Consider the following 20,507-nt stretch of genomic DNA (forward strand, 5'->3'; position numbering starts at 1 on the left):
CCTCACATCATATCCGCCAGTCGCTGCAGCATTTGGCGCAACAGGGTAACCTCGTCCGCACTGAACATCCCCGCCAGCTTTGCGTCGTATCGCTGGGCAATATCGCATAATTCGCGATAAACCGTTTGCCCGGCGGCTGTCAGCGTCAGTATTTCAACCCTGCGATCTGTGTCGCTTCGTTTGCGTACCAGATATCTGCGCTGTTCAAGCCTGCTGACCGCACGACTGATCTTAGTCTTGTGGATCCGCGCGCGCTCACCAATCTCTTTCGCGGTCATTTCGCCGTAATTGCCCAGATGGAACAAAACGCGCCACTCGGTTCGCAACATCCCATACCGGTCCTTATAGGCGCGCTGAAACTCCAACGAACTTTCCTCGGCCGCCCGGTTCAGCAGATAGGGCAGGAAAACCCGCAGATCAAATTCATCTTTTTTGTCGGAATCCGCGCTAGTCATGCTTGTTAGTTACAAAATCAACTATTATCGGACAAGTAGCAAATGGAGGAACACGGGATGAATCGTCCGACTGATCCGCACAGCCTGACACAAGCCAGCAGCCCGGTAGGGACGCACGAAGGCTATATGCCCGGCTTTGGCAACGACTTCGAAACCGAGGCCCTGCCCGGCGCTTTGCCCCAAGGGATGAACAGCCCGCAGCGCTGCAATTACGGATTGTATGGTGAGCAACTCAGCGGCACCGCCTTTACGGCCAACCCGCCCGAGCGGACGTGGTGCTATCGTATCCGGCCTTCGGTAAAACATTCGCATCGCTACGAAAAGATCGACCTGCCCTATTGGAAATCTGCACCTTCTGTTGATCCGGATGTGATCAGTCTGGGCCAGTACCGCTGGGACGCGGTGGCCCACTCGGACGAAGGGCTGACATGGCTGACTGGGATGCGCACCATGACCACGGCTGGCGACGTGAACACGCAGGTGGGCATGGCCAGCCATATCTATCTGGTCACCGAATCCATGGTGGATGACTACTTCTTCTCAGCCGATTCCGAGCTGCTGGTTGTGCCGCAGGAAGGCCGCCTGCGCTTTGCGACCGAATTGGGGATCATCGACCTCGAGCCGAAAGAGATCGCCATCATCCCGCGCGGTCTGGTGTACCGGGTGGAGGTTCTGGAAGGTCCCGCGCGCGGGTTTGTCTGCGAAAACTACGGACAAAAGTTCGAATTGCCCGGCCGCGGTCCAATCGGGGCCAATTGCATGGCCAATCCGCGCGACTTCAAAGCCCCTGTCGCTGCGTTTGAGGACCGTGAAGTTCCCTCGACCGTCACTGTCAAATGGTGTGGTCAGTTCCATACGACGAAGATCGGTCAAAGCCCGCTGGACGTGGTGGCATGGCACGGCAATTACGCGCCCTATAAATACGACCTACGCACGTATTGCCCGGTCGGAGCGATCCTGTTCGATCACCCCGATCCGTCAATCTTTACCGTGCTGACAGCCCCATCAGGTCAGCCGGGTACGGCCAATATCGACTTTGTCCTATTCCGAGAACGCTGGATGGTGGCCGAAGACACGTTCCGTCCGCCGTGGTACCATAAGAACATCATGTCCGAGCTGATGGGCAACATCTACGGCCAGTACGACGCCAAACCTCAGGGCTTTGTTCCCGGTGGAATGAGCCTACACAACATGATGCTGCCGCACGGCCCCGACCGCGAGGCGTTCGACAACGCGTCAAACTCCAACCTTGGGCCGGACAAGCTGGACAACACCATGTCCTTCATGTTCGAAACCCGGTTCCCTCAGCATTTGACCCGATTTGCAGCAAGTGAAGCCCCGCTGCAGGATGACTACATTGACTGCTGGACCTCTCTTGAGAAAAAGTTTGACGGTACGCCGGGGAAAAAGTGATGAGCTTCGATATCTGGATCACCTATATCGCAACAGTGCTGCTGTTGATGAGTACACCGGGCCCCAGCCAGTTGCTGATGCTGTCGAATTCGGCGGCCAACGGGTTGAAGCGCGGCCTATTCACAGCGACAGGCGATCTGACGGCGAACCTGCTGCAGATGCTGGCGGCTGGACTGGGCCTTGCCGCAATCATCGCAGCGTCGGGCACAGCGCTGGCGGTGATCAAATGGCTGGGCGTTGCTTATCTGGTTTATCTTGGACTTCGCATGATTGTGAAAACCGGAGGGAAGCAGACCCAATCGGCGCGACCTGCCAGTCGCAAAGCGCTCTGGACGCAGGGCTTTGTCACCTCGGCCGCGAACCCCAAGGCCGTGGTTTTTTTCGCGGCGCTGTTTCCCCTGTTCATCGACGGGGCGCTTCCGTTCTGGCCACAATTCGCAATCCTCTCGGCCACATACCTGACACTCGATGGGCTATTCCTGACCGCATATGGCGGCAGCGCCAGTTGGCTGGCCACGCGCTTGAGAGGGTCCGCCCGGCTGTGGTTGGATCGGGCCGGTGGCAGCTTCATGATATTGGCGGCCCTTCTGCTGGGCCTGAAATCCCTGCGAGATGCTTAAAAAATCAGAAAACAAGGATCACAGATGCCTTTAAAGACATCCTGGGTGGCTTCGGCCAATGACGCCCACCACCCATTTCCGCTGAACAACCTGCCTTATGGCGTATTCTCGACCGAAGGCGATGAACCGCGCTGCGGCGTGGCGATCGGTGACATGATCTTTGATGTCACCGCCGCCGAAGCCGAAGGTTTGATCCAATTGGCGGACGAGCCGCTGTTCGACCTGCCCTTCTGGAACCCGCTGATGGAACAAGGCCCAGCGGTCTGGGCTGCGCTGCGGGACCGGCTGACAGACCTTCTGGCCGAGGGCAGCGAGACACGGTCCGACATTGAACACCTGCTGGTCGCCCAAAGCGACGCCGAGATGCACATGCCTGTCGCGGTCAGCGAATACACCGATTTTTACGCCGGACGGCATCACGCGCAGAATGTCGGCACCATGTTCCGTGGCCCCGATAACGCCCTGCCGCCGAACTGGTTGCACATTCCGATTGGCTATAACGGTCGCGCGTCTTCGGTGGTGGTTTCCGGCACCGATATTCGCCGCCCTTGGGGTCAGTTGAAATCGCCCGACCACGACCGCCCGGCCTTTTTGCCCAGCCGTCGTTTCGACATAGAACTGGAAATGGGCGCGCTCGTGGGCACGCCTTCGGATGGGCCCATCACGGTGCAAGAAGCCGACAATAATATCTTTGGCTATGTCCTGCTGAACGATTGGTCCGCGCGTGACATTCAGGCGTGGGAATATCAGCCGCTTGGACCCTTTCAAGCCAAGGCCACAGCGACATCCATCAGCCCCTGGATTGTCACCAAGGCGGCACTGGAACCGTTCCGATGCGACACCCCTGCGCGCGAATTCGAGTTGCTGGATCACCTGAAAGACTGCGGCCCGATGCTTTATGACATTGATCTGTCGGTAACAATGGCACCCGAAGGGAAGCCCGCCACAACAATCGCCAGAACGAATTACAAAGAGATGTACTATTCCTCGGCGCAGCAACTGGCCCATCACTCGACCTCGGGCTGCCCGATGAACACAGGCGATCTGCTGGGGTCCGGCACAATATCGGGGCCAACAAAGCCCGAGCGCGGCTCGCTTCTGGAACTGAGCTGGGGCGGGAAAGAACCGCTTACTCTGGACACGGGCGAATCCCGTACCTTTATCGAAGACGGCGATACCCTGACCCTGACCGGTGAGGCGAAGGGCGAAGGCTACACAATCGGGTTTGGTGACTGCGTGGGCACGGTCCTGCCTGCCCTGCAAGACCCTTACGGGCGCTAACCCATGACGGCGAACCCCACGTATGTCGGATACATCGCGATGAGCCTGGACGGATTCATCGCTGATCCCGACGGCAGTGTCGATTGGCTGAACCCGTTCAACGAAGCCCTGGCCTCGGACGGGGGCGACGGGGGCTATGGAGAATTCATATCGTCCATCGACGCGCTGATCATGGGTCGCGCGACTTATGATCAGGTTCTTGGATGGGGCTGGCCATATGGCGAACGGCCCGCCTATGTGTTGACCCGGCAGACCAAGATCAAAGGCGCACACATCGCCGCTGCGGGCAGCATAGAGTCCCTGAAAACTGCCATTTTGGAAGCCGGGCATAAGAAGGTCTGGATTCTTGGCGGTGGCAAAACACAGCGCGCAGCGATTGACGCCGGTATGTTCGACACGCTTCGTGTTTTTATCATGCCAACCCTGCTTGGTCAGGGACTGCCCTGTTTTGCCCCCGGAAAACAGCACGATCTGACGCTGCTGGACGTTACGAAACAGCCGGGCGGCATACTGCAAAACGACTACAAAATAAAAGGTTGAACGATGGCAAAAGCTTTCGCGTCCCAAGGGGATATGTCTGAAAAGAACATCTCGTTTACTGAGGTAGGCGAAGGACTATACGCCTTCACCGCCGAAGGGGATCCGAATTCTGGTGTCATCATCGGCGACGACAGCGTGATGATTGTCGAGGCACAGGCAACGCCGCGTCTGGCAAACAAGGTCATCGAATGCGTGCGTTCGGTTACGGACAAACCAATTACCCACGTCGCGCTGACCCACTATCACGCTGTACGGGTGCTGGGTGCCAGCGCCTTTGGTGCGCAACAGATCATAATGTCCGACATGGCCCGAGCCATGGTCGCGGAACGCGGGCAGGAAGACTGGGACAGCGAATTCCAACGCTTCCCTCGGCTGTTCGAAGGACACGAAAGCATCCCCGGCCTGACATGGCCCACCTCCACCTTCAGCGACACAATGACCGTCTATCTAGGCAACCGCCGGGTTGATCTGATGCATCTGGGCCGCGCGCACACGGCAGGCGATATCGTGATCCACGTGCCCGATCAGAACGTTATGTTTACCGGTGACATCGTCGAATATCACTCGGCCTGCTACTGCGGTGATGGTCATTTCAGCGATTGGGGCGACACGCTGGACGAAATCAAGTGGTTCGATGTCGATGCAATTGCACCGGGACGCGGGGACGCGTTGGTTGGCAAAAGCATGGTGAATGCCGCGATTGAAAACACACGCGACTTTGTGGAAAGCACCTATCGTCCGGCGGCCAGGGTTGCCGCACGTGGCGGTTCATTGAAACAAGCTTGGGATGCCGTTCGCGCCGAATGCGATTCCAAATTCTCGGGCTACGCAATCTACGAACATTGCCTGCCATTCAACGTCGCCCGCGCCTATGACGAAGCGCGCGGCATCGACACTCCGCGCATTTGGACCGCGCAGCGCGATCTTGAAATGTGGGAGGCATTGCAGGGCTAGGGACATACCGTCGCATTTGATCCAGATCGTTTTGCGCCGGAAAAATCAGTGAAATCATCGTGTATGACCTCCGGCATGGCAATGCCCAGGGACCAGAGTTTTGCGCCAATCGCGCTAAAGCATCGGGGGAGAACCCATGAACAAGATTTTCGAAACGCCGCTTTACGCCTATGACCGCAGCCCCGATCAGGATGCGTCTACCCCGGTGCGCCACAAGGTAATCGTCATCGGGGCCGGACCCATCGGGCTTGCCGCGGCAATCGACCTTGCGCAACAAGGGGTTGAGGTCGTGGTGCTGGACGAAAACGACAAGGTCAGTTTTGGCAGTCGGGCCATCTGTTTCTCGCAGCGCACGCTGGACATTGCCGATCGCTTGGGCGGCGGCAAACCCATGGTTGATACCGGCGTCCAGTGGGACGCGGGCAAAGTGTTCTTTGACAATCGCAAGGTATACGAGTTCAACCTTCAACCTGAGAAAGGCTATGGAAACCCTGCCTTCATCAACCTTCAGCAATATCATCTGGAGCGCATACTGGTCGATCGCATCCGAGATCTTCAGGCTGAGGGTGCGCCCGTGGAAATTCGTGGCCGCAACAAGGTCGAGGCCATCGGCACCCATGACGACCACGTCAAGCTTGAGGTTGAAACGCCGGAAGGTCCCTACAATTTCGAAGCCGACTGGCTGATCGCCTGTGACGGTGCGCACTCTCCGACCCGCCGGATGCTGGGGCTGGACTTTGACGGGCGTGTGTTCGAGGACAATTTCCTGATCGCCGATGTGGTGATGGAGGCCGATTTTCCGACCGAACGCTGGTTCTGGTTCGACCCACCCTTCAACCGCGGCCAATCCGCATTGCTGCACAAACAGCCAGACAATGTCTGGCGTATTGACCTGCAACTGGGTTGGGACATCGACAAAGAGCGTGAGAAACGGCCGGAAAACGTTATCCCGCGCCTCAAACAAATGCTGGGTGAAGATGTTGAGTTCGATCTGGAATGGGTCTCTATCTACACCTTCCAATGCCGCCGGATGGAGCGTTTCCGCTATGGTCGCGTCCTCTTTGCCGGGGACAGCGCCCATCAGGTCAGCCCGTTTGGTGCGCGTGGTGCCAATTCCGGCATTCAGGACACGGACAACCTGTGCTGGAAACTGAAGCTGGTGATTGACGGGCAGGCACCCGAATTGCTGCTGGACAGCTACAGCCGCGAACGCGTGCAGGCAGCGGATGAGAATATCAGCATGTCCACGCGCTCAACCGATTTCATCACGCCCAAGTCCGAGATGTCGCGCCTGTTGCGAGATGCGGTTCTGGACCTCAGCGAACACTATGACTTTGCCCGCCCGCTGGTAAATTCCGGACGTCTGAGCACCCCTTGCACCTACACGGGGTCTTCCCTGAACTCGGCTGATGCCCTGAACGGGCCTGACATCACACGACCCGGCTCGGCCTGTCCCGATGCACCGCTGGGCGATGCGTTCCTGCTGCCCAAGCTTGCGGGCAAGTTCACCCTGCTGACGATTGATGCCGACGCACCGGACAGCCTGGAAGAAGACGGCGTCGTGGCCACGCGGCTTGCGTTGTCTGTAAAGGATGATCCGACACTGGATTTGAAACGCCGATATCTGGGTGACGCGACCAGCGGCGTCTACTTGATCCGTCCGGACCAGCATGTCGCGGCCCGGCGCGACAACTTCGAAGAAAACGCTTTCCGCCAGGCAATCCGCCGGGCAACCGGTAAGGAGTAAGCGAAATGACCGATTTGATCCTCACCCCCAATCTGGACAGTGCCGATGATTTCTATGCGAGTCTGTTGACGGCCCATGAAGAGTTAGACAGGGCCGAAAGCGACGCCCTGAACGCGCGGCTGGTTTTGGTACTGGCCAATCATATCGGGGATGCCCAAGTGTTGTCCCAAGCGTTGAAAGCCGCCAGACTGCAAGGCAACTGACCCGGACAGGAGGTCCGAATGAGCGCGGTTCTGTATGATTATTGGCGGTCTTCAGCCAGCTACCGGGTGCGGATCGCGTTGAATCTAGCCGGGATCGCCTATCAGCCGGTTTCCATTGATCTGGTCGCAGGTGATCACAAATCCGGCGATCATCTGGCGCGCAATCCACAGGGTCTGGTGCCGGTCCTCGAGATTGACGGCCTACGGCTAACACAATCACTGGCAATAATTGACTATCTGGATCAGACGCGCGGCATGGGCCTGCTGCCAGCGGAACCCGCCGCCCGCGCTCGGGCACTTGCGCTGGCGCATTCCATCGCCATCGACTTGCACCCGGTCTGCAACCTTTCGGTCGCGCGCCATGCAACAGAACTGAGCGGAAATGCCGAAGGGATGCCGGACGATTGGATGCGCCACTTCATCCGCCCCGGCCTGTTGGCGTTCGAGGCGCTTTTGGGCGGATTCGAACAGGTCCCTTATTGCACCGGGCCGCAACCAGGCCTGGCCGATCTGTGCCTGATGCCGCAGATGTATAACGCGCGTCGCTGGGGCGTTGATCTGACCGACCTGCCCCGCATTCTGAGCGTCGAGGCCGCCTGCGCGGTACACCCCGCCTTTGCCGAGGCTCACCCCGACCGGCATGTACCCGCCTGATCTGCTGCACAGGGTCTGTGTGCACATGGCCATAGGCATCCGGGCGGCACAGACCTACCTTCACCATACCAAATGATGGAGGCCCCCATGCCCGAGATCACCGGCTATCACGCCCATGTCTATTTCAACGCCGACACGCAAGAGACCGCCCAGCAGCTCTGTAAAGACGCCGCGCGCCTGTACCCAGTTGAGATGGGTCGGATGCATGCAAAGAATGTCGGTCCCCATCCGCGTTGGAGTTGCCAGTTAGCCTTTGCTGCAGACGCCTTTGATCAGGTCATCCCCTGGCTAATGCTGAACCGGCAGGGGCTTACCATCTTCACCCACCCCGAAACCGGGCAACATCTTGAGGATCATCGAGACCGCGCCATCTGGATGGGCGAGACGCTTGCGCTGGACCTGTCAATCTTTGACAGGATGGGGCGCTAGCCCAGTTCCCGTGCCTGATCCCGCAGTTTGAACTTCTGAATCTTGCCGGTTGATGTCTTGGGCAACGGGCCAAACACCACAGTCTTGGGCGCCTTGAAATGCGCCATATTATCCCGGCAGAAGGCTATGATCTCGGCGTCTGTCGCCTGCGCATCCGGCTTTAGCTCGACAAAGGCGCAGGGCGTCTCGCCCCATTTCTCATCCGGGCGGGCAACGACTGCGGCCTCCATCACGGCCGGGTGCTTATAAAGGATATTTTCCACCTCGACCGACGAGATATTCTCGCCGCCCGAGATGATAATGTCCTTTGACCGATCCTTTAGCGCGACATAGCCGTCCGGGTGCATGACCCCCAGATCGCCAGAGGCGAACCAACCGCCTTTGAACGCCTTGTCCGTGGCATCCGGGTTCTTGAGATACCCTTTCATCACCACATTACCCTGCATGAAAATCTCGCCCATCGTCTTACCATCGGCGGGCACCGGTTCCAGCGTTTCTGGATCGGCCACCATCAAACCCGACAAAGCGGTATAGCGAACCCCCTGCCGGACCTTCAGCGCGGCGCGATCATCAGCGGGTTTGTCATTCCATTCGTCCTTCCATGCACAGACAACCGATGGGCCGTAGGTTTCGGTCAGACCGTATACATGAGTGACCTCGATCCCCATCCCCTCCATATTCGCGATCACGGCGGCTGGTGGCGGGGCACCTGCAGTCATCACTTTGATCTGGTGATCGAAATCCTTGAGGTGATCCGGCGCGTTCGCCAGCATGTTCAGGACAATCGGCGCGCCACAGAAATGCGTGACCTTTTCGTCGCTGAAGGCGGCATAGATCGGTTCCGCCCGCACGGCGCGCAGGCAGACCGACACCCCGGCATTCGCCGCCATCGCCCATGGGAAACACCAGCCATTGCAGTGGAACATCGGCAAGGTCCACAGATAGACCGAGTGTTTGGGCATATCCCAGTCCAACAGGTCCGACTGCGCATTCAGCGCGGCACCTCGGTGATGATACACAACGCCCTTGGGATTGCCGGTCGTGCCCGAGGTATAGTTCAGCGTAATCGCGTCCCACTCGTCATCCGGCAAAGACCAAGAATGGTCTGGATCGCCCTCGGACAGAAGCGCTTCGTAGGTCAGGGACCCCAGCTTTTCCCCGCCATCAAAACTGGCATCTTCAATATCTATGACCAGCAGATCATGATCGACCTGCTTCAATGCCTCTTTCACCGCGCCCGAAAACTCAGGGTCGACAAGCAGTATCTTGGATTCAGCGTGGTTGAGGATGAAGGCAATGATCGGCGCATCCAGCCGTGTGTTGATCGCGTTCAACACCGCACCGGTCATCGGGACACCAAAATGGGCCTCGTACATCTCAGGGATATTGGCGGCGATGATCGAGACCGTGTCGCCTTTGCCAATGCCACGCGCAGCAAGTGCCCCCGCCAGACGCCGACACCGGGCATATGTTTCGGCCCAGGTATATCTGCGTTCGCCATACACGACGGACGGGTAATCGGGGTAAACCTGCGCCGTCCGCTCAAGGAAACTGAGCGGTGATAGCGGCGTATGGTTCGCGCGGCATTGATCCAGATGACGTTCATAAATGTTGGCGACAGTCATCGGTTTCCCCTCCCTTTGTCTGATCGCGCGACTTGATCACAAAGTTGCCCGGCTGACAAACCCGTAGAAATACGGCGCAGGTCTGGACTGGCAATATGCGATGATGCAATCTGGCCCTATCTACCGATGGTCTTTCGCGGTGATCTGAGCCATCTAAAACACACGGGCCGGGATTAAGCTCCGGCATCCTGCGCACCCAAGAAATTCTGAAAGGACATGTCATGGACGGCACGTTCAACGAAAACGATCTTTCCCGCGTGGTCGAGGCAGACCGCGCCCATATCTGGCATCACCTGATCCAACATAAACCCTTTGAAACCAACGACCCGCGCATCATTGTCGAAGGCAAAGGCATGCGCGTCTGGGATCAGAACGGCAAGGAACATCTGGATGCGGTCTCGGGCGGGGTCTGGACTGTCAACGTGGGCTATGGCCGCGAATCGATCTGCAAGGCTGTCTATGACCAGTTGATGAAGCTGTGCTATTTCGCAAACTCGGCCGGGTCCATTCCGGGCTCGATCTTTGCGGAAAAGCTGATCAGCAAGATGCCGGGGATGAGCCGCGTCTATTATATGAACTCGGGCTCTGAGGCGAATGAGAAAGCCTTTAAGATGGTCCGCCAGATCGCCCACAAGAAATACGGCGGCAAGAAGACCAAGATCCTGTATCGCGACCGCGATTATCACGGATCAACTCTGGCGGCGATGTCGGCGGGTGGTCAGGACGAGCGCAACGCGCAATACGGCCCATTCGCACCCGATTTCGTGCGCGTCCCGCATTGCATGGACTACCGCAAGCATGAGCTGGACGGCGCCCCCGAAGAGAATTTCGGCGAATGGGCGGCTGATCAAATCGAAGAAGTCATCCTGCGTGAAGGCCCCGACACCGTGGGCGCCCTGTGCCTTGAGCCTGTGACCGCAGGTGGCGGCGTGATTGAAGCCCCTGAGGGCTACTGGCAGCGCGTGCAGGAGATTTGCGACAAATACGACATCCTTCTGCATATTGATGAGGTCGTCTGTGGTGTCGGCCGCACCGGCACTTGGTTTGGCTATCAGCAATACGGGGTGAAGCCTGATTTCGTGACCATGGCCAAGGGTGTCGCCTCGGGCTATGCGGCGATTGCCTGCATGGTCACGACCGAGGAAATCTTTGACATGTTCAAGGACAACGCGGACGACCCGATGAACTATTTCCGCGATATCTCGACCTTTGGTGGCTGCACCGCTGGTCCGGCGGCGGCGATCGAAAACATGCGGATCATCGAGGATGAGAACCTGCTGCAGAACTGCACCGACATGGGCGCGCGCATGATGGGCAACCTGCAAGAGCTGATGGAGAAGCACAAGGTCATCGGTGACGTGCGCGGCAAGGGTCTGTTTCTTGGGGCCGAGCTGGTGTCGGACCGCTCAAGCCGTGAGCCTGTGAATGAGAAACTGGCACAGGCCGTTGTGGCGGACTGTATGGCGCAGGGGGTTATCATCGGCGTGACCAACCGTTCGGTGCCAGGCAAGAATAACACGCTGTGCTTCTCGCCCGCACTGATCGCGACAGCGGACGATATCGACCAGATCACCGACGCGGTCGACGGTGCGCTGGGGCGTGTGTTTGGTTGATCCTTACCGCGGTGAAGTAACAAAACCGGCGCTTCATTGCGCCGGTTTTCTTGTGTTTTGACTATATTTCGTAGCACCGGGAACAATTCTACCGAAAATGCACAATCGAATAAGAGCGCAAATATAAGCGCTTTGTTTTTCCCCCTTAAATTCGCCATACTCCGCGCTAGACTGCCGCACCATGGATATCCTTTCTATTCAGCAGCGAATTTCCGACTTTCTCATTAGCCAAATCACCGACGGATCAGGCAACACCGAGGACGCAAAGGCTTTACGGGCGGAACTTGACGCGGCGATTGCCAAATATGGTGACACCATTCCAGAGTTAGGGCAGTTGGCCGCTCAGTTTGACTTGCTAAACGAGAAATCGTTCAGCCAAGACCTCGCAAACCAATTCGCTGAAAAAGCAGTAAAAGAGCATGTACCGGAGCCACTGATTTTTGATGCAATCAGCGACGGCGATCTCGGGGCCGTCGCGGACGCATTGGACCATTGGGAAATCAACGCGACCCACGGAGAATTAGAAGCAACAGCGCTTTATATGGCGATGTCTTGCATGTTTGGCGTGTCGCTGGAGGTCGTTCGCCTTCTTCTGGATCGGGGCGCTGATCCGAAGCTCGGGTTGGGGTCGGACTACAATGTTCTGCACGGACTTGGTTTCGGCAATTGTGACGCAATCGAACCGAATGAACTGACTGAAGTGATCAAACGATGCATGGCCTTGGGCGCAGATATCGAGCAGCGGTCAAAAAATCTGCAATGGACGCCTCTGATCACAGCCGCCTCGGAATGGAACCCGGTGGTCGTCGAAGCACTTATCTTGGCCGGCGCTGACATTCATTCCCGCTCAGGCAAGGTTTCAGATGTTTGCCTGGCGGGTGAAACCGGGCGGTCCTTCGCTGAAGGGCATGCTCCAACACTGGCCGTCTTTGACCGCTACATGACCGAGACCTGATACTCGACGAGCACTGCAACCTTATTTCTCTCAAACCCGCCCGACACGCTAATGCCCCCAAGAAAAAAGCCGCCCCAAATGGGACGGCCTTTCTTTCACTGTCTCTTTTCAGAGGATCAGGCAGCCAGAGCGGCCTGAGCTTTGGCGACGATCGCACCGAACGCTTCCGGTTCGTGTACGGCCAGATCAGCCAGAACTTTGCGGTCCACTTCGATACCGGCCAGGTTCAGACCGTTGATGAAGCGGGAATATGTCAGTGCCTCGTCATGCGAACGGACAGCGGCGTTGATACGCTGGATCCACAGCGCGCGGAAGTTGCGCTTGCGGTTCTTACGGTCGCGGGTTGCATACTGGTTGGCCTTGTCGACGGCCTGACGTGCAACTTTGAAGGTGCTTTTGCGGCGGCCATAGTAACCTTTGGCGGCCTTGATGACCTTCTTGTGACGGGCGTGAGTTACGGTTCCACCTTTAACGCGGGACATCTCTTAATCTCCTCTTAGCGGTCGTAGGGCATGTAGCCCTTGACGATCTTGGCGTCGGGGGCGGACAGGGTGGTGTTGCCACGGGCGTCGCGGATAAACTTTTTGGTCCGCTTAATCATGCCGTGCCGTTTGCCGGCCTGGCCAGCAAGGACCTTACCGGTCGCAGTCACCTTAAAGCGCTTCTTGGCGCTCGACTTGGTCTTCATCTTAGGCATTTCCGTCTCCTTTTTCGGGTTCGGTACAAAACGCGACTCGGCATGCCATCCGGCCGGTCACGCGATCAGAAGCGCCGTTTACGCAAGTTCGATCATACTGGCAAGGGGGTTTTGACCAGAATCTGCGCTTTTCGGAGGGCGGTCAGGTACCGGGGCGACACGCGCCGCCCCGGTAGAAAGGCTTAATGGCCGAATTTGCGGATTTCGCCGCTCTTCAACCGGGCTGCGTAGCTAGCCAGTTCCTCGCGCACCACTTTCATCAGGAAGTAGAGCGCAAAGACGTTCACAACCGCCATTGCAAAGATCGCTGCATCCGAGAAGTCGATAACCGGGCCAAGGTTGGCCGCCGCACCGATAACCACGAAGACGCAGAAGATGATCTTGAAGATCAGCTCTTTGGTGTGACCTTCGCCGAACAGGTAGGTCCAGGCCTTGAGGCCGTAGTAGGACCAACTGATCATGGTCGAGAAGGCGAACAGAACCACAGCGATGGCCAACACATAGGGGAACCACCCAAAGGCGCTGGCAAAGGCCGCCGAGGTCAGGCTGACGCCCGAGTTTCCATCGACCGTCGCAATGGCGTTGCCCGCTTCGTTCAGCATGTAGTTGCCGGTTGCCGGATCAATGATCAGCTGCTGGGTGATGATGATCACCAGCGCGGTCATCGTACAGATCACAACGGTGTCGATGAACGGCTCCAGCAGGGACACAAAGCCCTCGGTGATCGGCTCTTTCGTCCGCACCGCCGAGTGCGCAATCGCCGCAGAACCAACGCCCGCTTCGTTCGAGAACGCCGCGCGGCGGAAGCCCTGGATCAGCGCGCCGACCATACCGCCAGCAACGCCAAGACCGGTAAAGGCACCCGCGAAGATCTGACCAAAGGCCCATCCGATCTGATCTGCGTGCATGATGATGATGACCAGCGCGGCCAATACATACATGACGCCCATGAAAGGTACGACCTTTTCAGTCACACGCGCGATGGACTTCAGGCCACCGACGATCACAGCAAACACGATACCCGCAAAGACCAGACCAGTGATCCACCCCGGATAGTCGCCGACGATGCCCGCGATCTGCTGATGCGCCTGGTTCGCCTGGAACATATTGCCACCGCCCAGCGCACCAAGGATACAGAAGATCGAGAACAAAACCGCAAGGATTTTACCACCGGGCAGACCCAATTCGGCAAAGCCCTTGGACATGTAGTACATCGGACCACCCGAAACCGTGCCGTCCTCGTATTCATTGCGGTATTTGACGCCCAGCGTACATTCGGTGAATTTCGACGCCATACCCAAAAGGCCCGCAACGATCATCCAGAATGTGGCTCCCGGTCCGCCGATCCCGACAGCCACCGCCACACCAGCGATGTTACCAAGACCAACCGTCCCGGACAGAGCCGTTGCCAGCGCTTGAAAGTGGCTGACCTCACCCGCGTCGTTGGGGTCGGAATAGTCGCCTTTGACCAGGCTGATCGAATGGCCGAAGAACCGAAGCTGAACAAAGGCAAAATACAGCGTGAAAACCGTTGCCGCGACGACCAGCCACCCCACGATCCAAGGGAACCCGGTGCCCGGGAAGGGCGCAAAGATAAAGCTGACAAACGGCCCGGTGAAATCGGCGAAAGCCTGGTTGATTTTGTCGTCCAGCCCCGGTGCATCTTGCGCCAGAGCGGGGCTAGCAAGGAACATGGCAGCTATGGCCAGACCCAAGTGTTTCAACATGTTCATAATCGTCACCCCCTCAATTCACTACAGTGACCGGAACATCGGCATGCATCACAAGGTTCTGCGTTGAACTGCCAAACAGCCGTTTCTTGAACCCATCAGCCGACGCGCGGCCAACGATGATCTGCGTCCCGCCATTTTCAACTGTGATTGCATTCAGCGTTTCTGCCACATCGCCGTGACGCACGATGCCATGCGCCGAGAATCCGGCAGCGGTCAGTGCATCCACGGCCGGACTTACGATCCGCGTCGTCGCCAAGTCGACCTCTTCTTCGCGCCGCTTGTGCCGCAACGCGTTTTCTTCAGGTGTTTGGAAAGTGAAAGGGGACCATTCGATAACGTAAACCACCAGCAACTCACACGTTCCGATCCGTTCAGCCAAATCCTTGGCAAAAGCGATCGCACGCTCTCCGGTTTCTGTCCCGTCCAGTCCAATGACAATTTTGGTTGTCATGACGTTCCTCCGATTTTGTTGATTATACCGGGGCCCGTGCCCCCGGCCGGGCAGCCGGAACCTGGAACTTATTGAGTAGACCGCCCTTGCGGATCAGTATCCAAGAAAAACACCAAAAAATAGAGGGGAAACTGAAAGATTCACCCTCCATTTAGATATACTGTTGCTTTATATATACTTTTTTTGCCCACTTTTTAGGCTATGGGCATTGACTGGGGATCGCTCCCGCTTGGTTCAACCCGGATCAGTGTTGTAGATCAACCGCTCGTCGCAGGGCGCGATACGCAAGATGTTGGTCGTACCCGGCACGTTGAAGGGCACACCCGCCGTGACAACGATCTGGTCCGCTTCGGCTGCAAACCCCCCGGAACGGGCGGCTCGGGCTGCGTTCACCACCGCGCCCTTGAACCGCTCAAGCTCGGGCGTCATCACGCAATGACACCCCCATGTCAGGCACAGGCGGCGGGCCGTACCCGTAGCTGGTGTCAACGCAAGGATCGGAACGGCCGGACGCTCGCGTGCGGTCAGCAAGGCGGTCGTTCCACTTTGCGTAAAGCAGCAGATCGCCTTGATTTCAGTTTTTTCTGCGATCTCTCGCGCGGCGGCAACAATGCCGTCGGCCACAGACGTACCCTTGGCCGAGCGCGAAGACGCTATGATCTGAGAATAAGTTGGGTCTGCCTCAACCTCGATGGCGACTTTATTCATCGTCTGAACCGCCTCGATCGGGTAAGAGCCCGCAGCGGATTCAGCGCTGAGCATGATAGCGTCGGTGCCCTCGTAAATTGCGGTGGCCACGTCCGACACCTCGGCGCGCGTTGGCATTGGGCTTTCGATCATGCTCTCCAGCATTTGCGTCGCCACAATTACCGGCTTGGCCGCACCACGGCATTTCCGAACCAGACGTTTTTGGATCGGCGGCACGGCTGACACCGGCAGCTCGACGCCCAGATCACCCCGCGCGACCATGATACCGTCAGACGCATCAAGGATATCGTCAAATGCTTCAACCGCCGCCGGTTTTTCGATCTTGGACAGGATAGACGCGCGGCCATCAGCCAATGCGCGAGCCTCAAACACGTCCTTCGCGCGCTGCACAAAGCTCAGCGCCAGCCAGTCGACACCCAACTGGCAGACAAATTCCAAATCGTCGCGATCTTTGGCGGACAATGCCGCAAGCGGCAGCACGACGTCGGGTACGTTCACACCCTTGCGGTTTGAAATCGTCCCGCCCACTTCGACAGAGCAGTTAGCGAAGTCCTGCCCACAATCCTGCACGACCAGACGGATTTTACCGTCGTTCACCAAAAGACGCGCACCTGGCTCCAGCGCGGCAAAAATCTCGGGATGAGGCAAGCATACGCGGCTGATATCCCCAGGCTTTGGATCAAGGTCCAGCCGGAAAGCTGCTCCCTCAACCAGTTCTTCCGCATCGTTGGCAAAGACGCCCACGCGCAGTTTCGGGCCCTGAAGGTCGGCAAGGATCGCAATCGGGCTGTCCAGATCCTTCTCTACCTGCCGAATGATTTGATGACGTTCGCGAATTTCATCATGACTGCCATGGCTCATGTTCAGGCGGAACACATCCGCCCCGGCCTCGTGCAGGGCACGAATGGTATTATAATCGTTGGACGCCGGTCCCAGCGTCGCCACGATCTTTACACTTCTCAGGCGTCGCATTGGTCTTGCTCTCCTCACGTCGTCTTTTGGCTTCGCGAAAATGTTATCGCAAACATTGCCGCAGGCTGCTTATTGCGCAATTCCCTTTTCAAAGCAACTGCCCTACACCTGCGACAAACTAGATGACAGGCTTATGACGTATTCTCCGTTTTTTATCCACGGCGCTGATCGCCCGTCGCGCTGGCTGATCACATGCGACCACGCAACCAACATCGTTCCGCCCGATATCAACGGCGGGGACCTCGGCCTGCCGCGCGAGGATATGGAACGTCACATCGCCTATGACGTTGGCGCCTATGAGGTGTCCAAGCATCTGGGCGAGATCCTAAACGCACCCGTCATTGCCGCCAATTTCTCGCGCCTTGTGATCGACCCCAACCGGGGTGAGGATGACCCGACCTTGCTGATGAAGCTCTATGATGGCTCGATCATTCCCAGCAACCGCCACGCCGACAACGCCGAGCGCGAACGCCGCTTGAACATGTGCTATCGCCCATATCACAATGCGCTGGCTGAATTAGCCGCCCTGCCCCACGCGGTGATTGTGTCGATGCATTCATTCACCCGGCAGCTTCGCGGCCGTGATCCGCGCCCGTGGCATGTGGGCGTCCTGCACACCCCGGACGAACGTTTTGCGCGCCCGTTGATCAACCGACTGCAGTCCGAGGACGATCTGTGCGTTGGCATCAACGAACCCTATACCGGAGTGCTGCCCGGTGACGCGATCGACAAGCACTGCACGGGATTTGGCCGCCCTAATGCGTTGATCGAATTACGCAACGACCTGATCGCCGATCACACAGGGCAGCGCACATGGGCTGAACGGTTGGCAGTCGTCCTGAAGGACGCTTTGGAGGACAGCGACCTTTAAGCGCACGACATTGTGAGGTTCGCCGCCAACCCATATATATCGTGGGAAAGGGGGCGACTATGACTCAGGAATTTCTCACCTCCGTCTTTGGTTGGATGGCCGTGCTCAATATCGCGGTATTGCTGTTTACCACAGCAATGGTCCTGCTTTTGCAGGACTGGATTGCCGGTATCCACGGCAGGATGTTCCAGATGGAACGCCCGGACGTGAAACGGGCCTATTTCAGATATCTCGCCAACTACAAGATGCTGACATTAATCTTCTGCATCGTCCCGTGGCTGGCGTTGAAGCTGGCGTGACGTCCTGTTTGTTGAAACATCGCCACCGGACCGCTAGGTCATAGAAAACAAGAGTGTTTACCCGGAGCCAGACCATGGACAAGCAAACCGAAATCGAACTTCAGGCCGCCGCTTTCCGCCGCTTGCAAAAGCACCTGATGGAAGACCGTACCGACGTCCAGAACATCGACATGATGAATCTGGCCGGGTTCTGCCGCAACTGCCTGTCGCGGTGGTATCAGGAAGCCGCCAATGAAAAAGGCATTGAGATGGGCAAGGACGAGGCCCGCCAGATTTTCTACGGTATGACAATGGATGAATGGAAAGCCAATTATCAGACCGGGGCCAGCCCTCAAAAACAGGCCGCCTTCGAGGTCGCCTTCGAAGAAAACGTCGGCAAGAAAGGCTGAGGACATATAGCTAAAAGGCCCGCCATTCCAGCGAGCCTTTTAAATCAGATCGCCGCTTTGCGGCTTTCGTCCAAGTAGATCTCGCGCAGACGCTTTGCAATCGGCCCCGGCGTGCCATCGCCCAGAGCAATCCCGTCGATCTCAACCACTGGCATCACGAAAGCGCTGGCCGAAGTGGTAAAGGCCTCATTTGCCTCTTTCGCCTCGTCAATGGTGAACAGACGTTCCTCGACCTCCATCTGCGCCTCAGCCGCCATGCGCAGCACGGCCTTGCGGGTGATGCCGTGCAGGATGTCGTTGGACAAAGGGCGGGTGACGATCTTACCGTTTTTCACGAAGTAAGCATTGTTGCTGGTTCCTTCGGTAACATACCCATCTTCGACCATCCACGCATCATCGCATCCAGCGGCCTTGGCCATCATCTTGCCCAAGGACGGATACAGCAATTGCGTTGTCTTGATGTCGCGACGGCCCCAACGGATATCATCGATCGAGATGATCTTGGCCCCCTTCTGCGCCGCAGGGCTGTCAGCCAGTCCCGGCTTGTTCTGCGTGAACAGAACCAGCGTTGGTTTGGTGTCGGCCGCAGGGAACACAAAATCCCGGTCGCCATCGCTGCCGCGTGTGACCTGTAAATAGACCAAACCCTCAACGATCCCGTTCAGCTCGACCAGCTTGCGGTGAATTTCCAGCAATTCATCTTTGCTGCATGGCTCGGCCATCTGCAATTCGTCCAGCGACCGTTTCAGACGCACCGCATGGCCTTCAAAGTCGATCAGCTTGCCATCCAGCACGCTGGTCACCTCGTAAACAGCGTCGGCCATCAGGAAACCACGGTCAAAGATCGAGACTTTGGCCTCGGTCTCGGGCAGGTATTCTCCGTTCACGTAAACGGTGCGGGTCATGTTGTTCTCCTCAGCCCCAGAGCGCGCTTGAAGGCGGATGCACTCCGGCGTCATCAAAAATCAGCGGGTTGGTTCGGTCTTCGGCCAGAAGAAGCGGGCCGTCAAGGTCCGTTACCATCGCACCCCGCGCCAATAAGGTCGCAGGGGCCATCGCAAGCGAGCTGCCGACCATACAACCAACCATGACCTTATAGCCTTGGGCCAGCGCCTGATCACGCAGGGCCAGCGCCTCGGTCAGGCCGCCGCTTTTGTCGAGCTTTATGTTGACCACGTCGTATTTACCCTTAAGGCCGGGCAGGCTGGCGCGGTCATGACAGGATTCGTCAGCACAGACCGGCACCGGACGCTCCATCCCGATCAACGCGTCATCTTCACCTGCGGGCAAGGGCTGCTCGACCAACGCAACACCCAGACGCACCAGATGCGGGGCCAGATCGGCATAGACGGTGGCAGACCAGCCCTCATTCGCGTCGACAATGATCTGCGCGCCAGGCGCGCCTGCGCGAACAGCCTCCAGCCGGGGCATGTCGTCCGGCGTGCCCAGCTTTATCTTCAGCAACGGGCGATGCGCGTTTTGCGCCGCTTGCGCCTGCATCGCCTCGGGCGTGTCCAGCGAAAGGGTATAGGCGGTAATCTCTGGCCCCGGAACCGGCAGACCAGCAAGGTCCCAGGCACGTCTCCCTGCGCGTTTGCATTCCAGATCCCACAGAGCGCAATCCACAGCATTTCGTGCAGCCCCGGCGGGCAACAAGTCCATCAGCGACTGGCGTGTAAATTCGGCTGGCAGGCCCGCAATCTCGGCCTCGACGGACTCCAGCGTTTCGTCATAACGCGCGTAAGGAACACATTCGCCCCAGCCCTGATGCACGCCATCCGACAACCGGACCGTCAGAACCTTCGCCTCGGTCCGCGACCCGCGCGAAATGGTGAACACCTGCGCCAGCCGAAACACATCACGAGAGACCTCTATCTGCACGCGCCTACCCTTTCAGT

23 protein-coding genes are annotated in these 20,507 nt (G+C 57.8%); 14 read left to right on the plus strand and 9 right to left on the minus strand.

From position 1 onward, the window contains the following. Window positions 1-2 precede the first annotated feature (2 nt). Window positions 3-455 carry a MarR family winged helix-turn-helix transcriptional regulator gene (locus GOX75_RS17915; protein WP_171125368.1) on the minus strand — a complete coding sequence of 151 codons (453 nt, stop codon included), beginning with the start codon at window positions 453-455 and terminating at the stop codon, window positions 3-5. 57 nt (window positions 456-512) lie between these two features. On the opposite strand from GOX75_RS17915, the gene hmgA reads away from it, so the two are divergent. From hmgA to GOX75_RS17960, 9 genes are all read left to right on the plus strand, one after another. Further along, complete coding sequence (gene hmgA, locus GOX75_RS17920) at window positions 513-1,868, plus strand: homogentisate 1,2-dioxygenase (protein ID WP_171125370.1); 1,356 nt, start codon at window positions 513-515, stop codon at window positions 1,866-1,868. Continuing rightward, entirely contained in the window at window positions 1,868-2,488 is a 621-nt protein-coding gene (locus GOX75_RS17925) for a LysE family translocator (RefSeq protein WP_171125372.1), read from the plus strand. Before hmgA ends, GOX75_RS17925 begins: the two co-directional genes overlap by 1 nt. Before the next feature lie 24 nt (window positions 2,489-2,512). Further along, window positions 2,513-3,769 (plus strand): fumarylacetoacetase, encoded by a 1,257-nt coding sequence (gene fahA, locus GOX75_RS17930; RefSeq protein WP_171125374.1) that lies wholly within the window; start codon window positions 2,513-2,515, stop codon window positions 3,767-3,769. A gap of 3 nt (window positions 3,770-3,772) precedes the next feature. After that, window positions 3,773-4,309: a dihydrofolate reductase family protein gene (locus GOX75_RS17935; protein WP_171125376.1), complete on the plus strand. Its 537-nt coding sequence runs from the start codon at window positions 3,773-3,775 to the stop codon at window positions 4,307-4,309. Window positions 4,310-4,312: 3 nt separating this feature from the next. After that, window positions 4,313-5,263: an MBL fold metallo-hydrolase gene (locus GOX75_RS17940; RefSeq protein WP_171125378.1), complete on the plus strand. Its 951-nt coding sequence runs from the start codon at window positions 4,313-4,315 to the stop codon at window positions 5,261-5,263. Window positions 5,264-5,399: 136 nt separating this feature from the next. Beyond that, window positions 5,400-7,010 (plus strand): FAD-dependent oxidoreductase, encoded by a 1,611-nt coding sequence (locus GOX75_RS17945; protein ID WP_171125380.1) that lies wholly within the window; start codon window positions 5,400-5,402, stop codon window positions 7,008-7,010. 5 nt (window positions 7,011-7,015) lie between these two features. Then, window positions 7,016-7,213, plus strand: coding sequence for a DUF2783 domain-containing protein (locus GOX75_RS17950; RefSeq protein ID WP_171125382.1), 198 nt, complete (start codon window positions 7,016-7,018; stop codon window positions 7,211-7,213). A gap of 18 nt (window positions 7,214-7,231) precedes the next feature. Beyond that, window positions 7,232-7,867, plus strand: a complete 636-nt coding sequence (maiA, locus tag GOX75_RS17955) for a maleylacetoacetate isomerase (protein ID WP_171125383.1) — start codon at window positions 7,232-7,234, stop codon at window positions 7,865-7,867. Between the two features lie 87 nt (window positions 7,868-7,954). Next, the gene (locus GOX75_RS17960) at window positions 7,955-8,296 is read left to right on the plus strand and encodes a DOPA 4,5-dioxygenase family protein (protein WP_171125385.1); all 342 of its coding nucleotides are present in this window, start codon (window positions 7,955-7,957) and stop codon (window positions 8,294-8,296) included. On the opposite strand, the gene GOX75_RS17965 is transcribed toward GOX75_RS17960, so the two are convergent. After that, window positions 8,293-9,921 (minus strand): acyl-CoA synthetase, encoded by a 1,629-nt coding sequence (locus GOX75_RS17965; protein ID WP_171125387.1) that lies wholly within the window; start codon window positions 9,919-9,921, stop codon window positions 8,293-8,295. The genes GOX75_RS17960 and GOX75_RS17965 overlap by 4 nt on opposite strands. A 221-nt stretch (window positions 9,922-10,142) precedes the next feature. On the opposite strand from GOX75_RS17965, the gene GOX75_RS17970 reads away from it, so the two are divergent. Both GOX75_RS17970 and GOX75_RS17975 read left to right on the plus strand, forming a co-directional pair. Beyond that, window positions 10,143-11,534, plus strand: coding sequence for an aspartate aminotransferase family protein (locus tag GOX75_RS17970; RefSeq protein ID WP_171125388.1), 1,392 nt, complete (start codon window positions 10,143-10,145; stop codon window positions 11,532-11,534). A gap of 181 nt (window positions 11,535-11,715) precedes the next feature. Beyond that, window positions 11,716-12,489 (plus strand): ankyrin repeat domain-containing protein, encoded by a 774-nt coding sequence (locus GOX75_RS17975; protein WP_171125390.1) that lies wholly within the window; start codon window positions 11,716-11,718, stop codon window positions 12,487-12,489. Between the two features lie 116 nt (window positions 12,490-12,605). Here GOX75_RS17975 and rplT read toward each other — a convergent pair whose 3' ends face one another. The 5 genes from rplT to pyk all read right to left on the minus strand — a co-directional run bounded on the left by rplT (window position 12,606) and on the right by pyk (window position 17,050). Continuing rightward, on the minus strand, window positions 12,606-12,971 hold the full coding sequence (rplT, locus tag GOX75_RS17980; protein WP_008756009.1) for a 50S ribosomal protein L20: 366 nt from the start codon (window positions 12,969-12,971) through the stop codon (window positions 12,606-12,608). 14 nt (window positions 12,972-12,985) lie between these two features. After that, a complete protein-coding gene (rpmI, locus tag GOX75_RS17985; RefSeq protein WP_010443552.1) occupies window positions 12,986-13,186 on the minus strand; it encodes a 50S ribosomal protein L35 in 201 nt (66 codons plus the stop codon). Window positions 13,187-13,368: 182 nt separating this feature from the next. Further along, window positions 13,369-14,919 carry a sodium:alanine symporter family protein gene (locus tag GOX75_RS17990; protein ID WP_171125392.1) on the minus strand — a complete coding sequence of 517 codons (1,551 nt, stop codon included), beginning with the start codon at window positions 14,917-14,919 and terminating at the stop codon, window positions 13,369-13,371. A 13-nt stretch (window positions 14,920-14,932) separates the two neighbouring features. After that, a complete protein-coding gene (locus GOX75_RS17995) occupies window positions 14,933-15,370 on the minus strand; it encodes a universal stress protein (protein WP_171125394.1) in 438 nt (145 codons plus the stop codon). A 234-nt stretch (window positions 15,371-15,604) separates the two neighbouring features. Beyond that, entirely contained in the window at window positions 15,605-17,050 is a 1,446-nt protein-coding gene (gene pyk, locus GOX75_RS18000) for a pyruvate kinase (RefSeq protein ID WP_171125396.1), read from the minus strand. A gap of 133 nt (window positions 17,051-17,183) precedes the next feature. On the opposite strand from pyk, the gene GOX75_RS18005 reads away from it, so the two are divergent. The 3 genes from GOX75_RS18005 to GOX75_RS18015 all read left to right on the plus strand — a co-directional run bounded on the left by GOX75_RS18005 (window position 17,184) and on the right by GOX75_RS18015 (window position 18,609). Beyond that, entirely contained in the window at window positions 17,184-17,921 is a 738-nt protein-coding gene (locus GOX75_RS18005) for an N-formylglutamate amidohydrolase (protein ID WP_171125398.1), read from the plus strand. A 59-nt stretch (window positions 17,922-17,980) separates the two neighbouring features. Further along, the gene (locus GOX75_RS18010) at window positions 17,981-18,220 is read left to right on the plus strand and encodes a DUF6868 family protein (protein ID WP_171125401.1); all 240 of its coding nucleotides are present in this window, start codon (window positions 17,981-17,983) and stop codon (window positions 18,218-18,220) included. A 74-nt stretch (window positions 18,221-18,294) separates the two neighbouring features. Beyond that, window positions 18,295-18,609, plus strand: a complete 315-nt coding sequence (locus GOX75_RS18015; RefSeq protein WP_171125403.1) for a DUF1244 domain-containing protein — start codon at window positions 18,295-18,297, stop codon at window positions 18,607-18,609. Window positions 18,610-18,653: 44 nt separating this feature from the next. On the opposite strand, the gene GOX75_RS18020 is transcribed toward GOX75_RS18015, so the two are convergent. Together GOX75_RS18020 and dgcA are read right to left on the minus strand one after the other, a co-directional pair. Beyond that, window positions 18,654-19,514: a D-amino-acid transaminase gene (locus GOX75_RS18020; protein ID WP_171125405.1), complete on the minus strand. Its 861-nt coding sequence runs from the start codon at window positions 19,512-19,514 to the stop codon at window positions 18,654-18,656. A 10-nt stretch (window positions 19,515-19,524) separates the two neighbouring features. Further along, window positions 19,525-20,490 (minus strand): N-acetyl-D-Glu racemase DgcA, encoded by a 966-nt coding sequence (dgcA, locus tag GOX75_RS18025; protein ID WP_171125407.1) that lies wholly within the window; start codon window positions 20,488-20,490, stop codon window positions 19,525-19,527. Between the last annotated feature and the right edge of the window lie 17 nt (window positions 20,491-20,507).

It is taken from the genome of Ruegeria sp. HKCCD7251 (genome assembly GCF_013031165.1).
In the GTDB taxonomy this organism is placed as follows: Bacteria; Pseudomonadota; Alphaproteobacteria; order Rhodobacterales; family Rhodobacteraceae; genus Ruegeria.

Coding starts and splice junctions, on each gene's coding strand:
- GOX75_RS17935 (WP_171125376.1), top strand. CDS start 3,773: ATGACGGCGAACCCCACGTATGTCGGATACATCGCGATGAGCCTGGAC.
- GOX75_RS17950 (WP_171125382.1), top strand. CDS start 7,016: ATGACCGATTTGATCCTCACCCCCAATCTGGACAGTGCCGATGATTTC.
- GOX75_RS17915 (WP_171125368.1), bottom strand. CDS start 455: ATGACTAGCGCGGATTCCGACAAAAAAGATGAATTTGATCTGCGGGTT.
- GOX75_RS17965 (WP_171125387.1), bottom strand. CDS start 9,921: ATGACTGTCGCCAACATTTATGAACGTCATCTGGATCAATGCCGCGCG.
- GOX75_RS17945 (WP_171125380.1), top strand. CDS start 5,400: ATGAACAAGATTTTCGAAACGCCGCTTTACGCCTATGACCGCAGCCCC.
- GOX75_RS18020 (WP_171125405.1), bottom strand. CDS start 19,514: ATGACCCGCACCGTTTACGTGAACGGAGAATACCTGCCCGAGACCGAG.
- maiA (WP_171125383.1), top strand. CDS start 7,232: ATGAGCGCGGTTCTGTATGATTATTGGCGGTCTTCAGCCAGCTACCGG.
- rplT (WP_008756009.1), bottom strand. CDS start 12,971: ATGTCCCGCGTTAAAGGTGGAACCGTAACTCACGCCCGTCACAAGAAG.
- GOX75_RS17995 (WP_171125394.1), bottom strand. CDS start 15,370: ATGACAACCAAAATTGTCATTGGACTGGACGGGACAGAAACCGGAGAG.
- GOX75_RS17960 (WP_171125385.1), top strand. CDS start 7,955: ATGCCCGAGATCACCGGCTATCACGCCCATGTCTATTTCAACGCCGAC.
- GOX75_RS17940 (WP_171125378.1), top strand. CDS start 4,313: ATGGCAAAAGCTTTCGCGTCCCAAGGGGATATGTCTGAAAAGAACATC.
- GOX75_RS17990 (WP_171125392.1), bottom strand. CDS start 14,919: ATGAACATGTTGAAACACTTGGGTCTGGCCATAGCTGCCATGTTCCTT.
- GOX75_RS17975 (WP_171125390.1), top strand. CDS start 11,716: ATGGATATCCTTTCTATTCAGCAGCGAATTTCCGACTTTCTCATTAGC.
- GOX75_RS18010 (WP_171125401.1), top strand. CDS start 17,981: ATGACTCAGGAATTTCTCACCTCCGTCTTTGGTTGGATGGCCGTGCTC.
- pyk (WP_171125396.1), bottom strand. CDS start 17,050: ATGCGACGCCTGAGAAGTGTAAAGATCGTGGCGACGCTGGGACCGGCG.
- GOX75_RS17925 (WP_171125372.1), top strand. CDS start 1,868: ATGAGCTTCGATATCTGGATCACCTATATCGCAACAGTGCTGCTGTTG.
- GOX75_RS18015 (WP_171125403.1), top strand. CDS start 18,295: ATGGACAAGCAAACCGAAATCGAACTTCAGGCCGCCGCTTTCCGCCGC.
- GOX75_RS17970 (WP_171125388.1), top strand. CDS start 10,143: ATGGACGGCACGTTCAACGAAAACGATCTTTCCCGCGTGGTCGAGGCA.
- rpmI (WP_010443552.1), bottom strand. CDS start 13,186: ATGCCTAAGATGAAGACCAAGTCGAGCGCCAAGAAGCGCTTTAAGGTG.
- hmgA (WP_171125370.1), top strand. CDS start 513: ATGAATCGTCCGACTGATCCGCACAGCCTGACACAAGCCAGCAGCCCG.
- fahA (WP_171125374.1), top strand. CDS start 2,513: ATGCCTTTAAAGACATCCTGGGTGGCTTCGGCCAATGACGCCCACCAC.
- GOX75_RS18005 (WP_171125398.1), top strand. CDS start 17,184: ATGACGTATTCTCCGTTTTTTATCCACGGCGCTGATCGCCCGTCGCGC.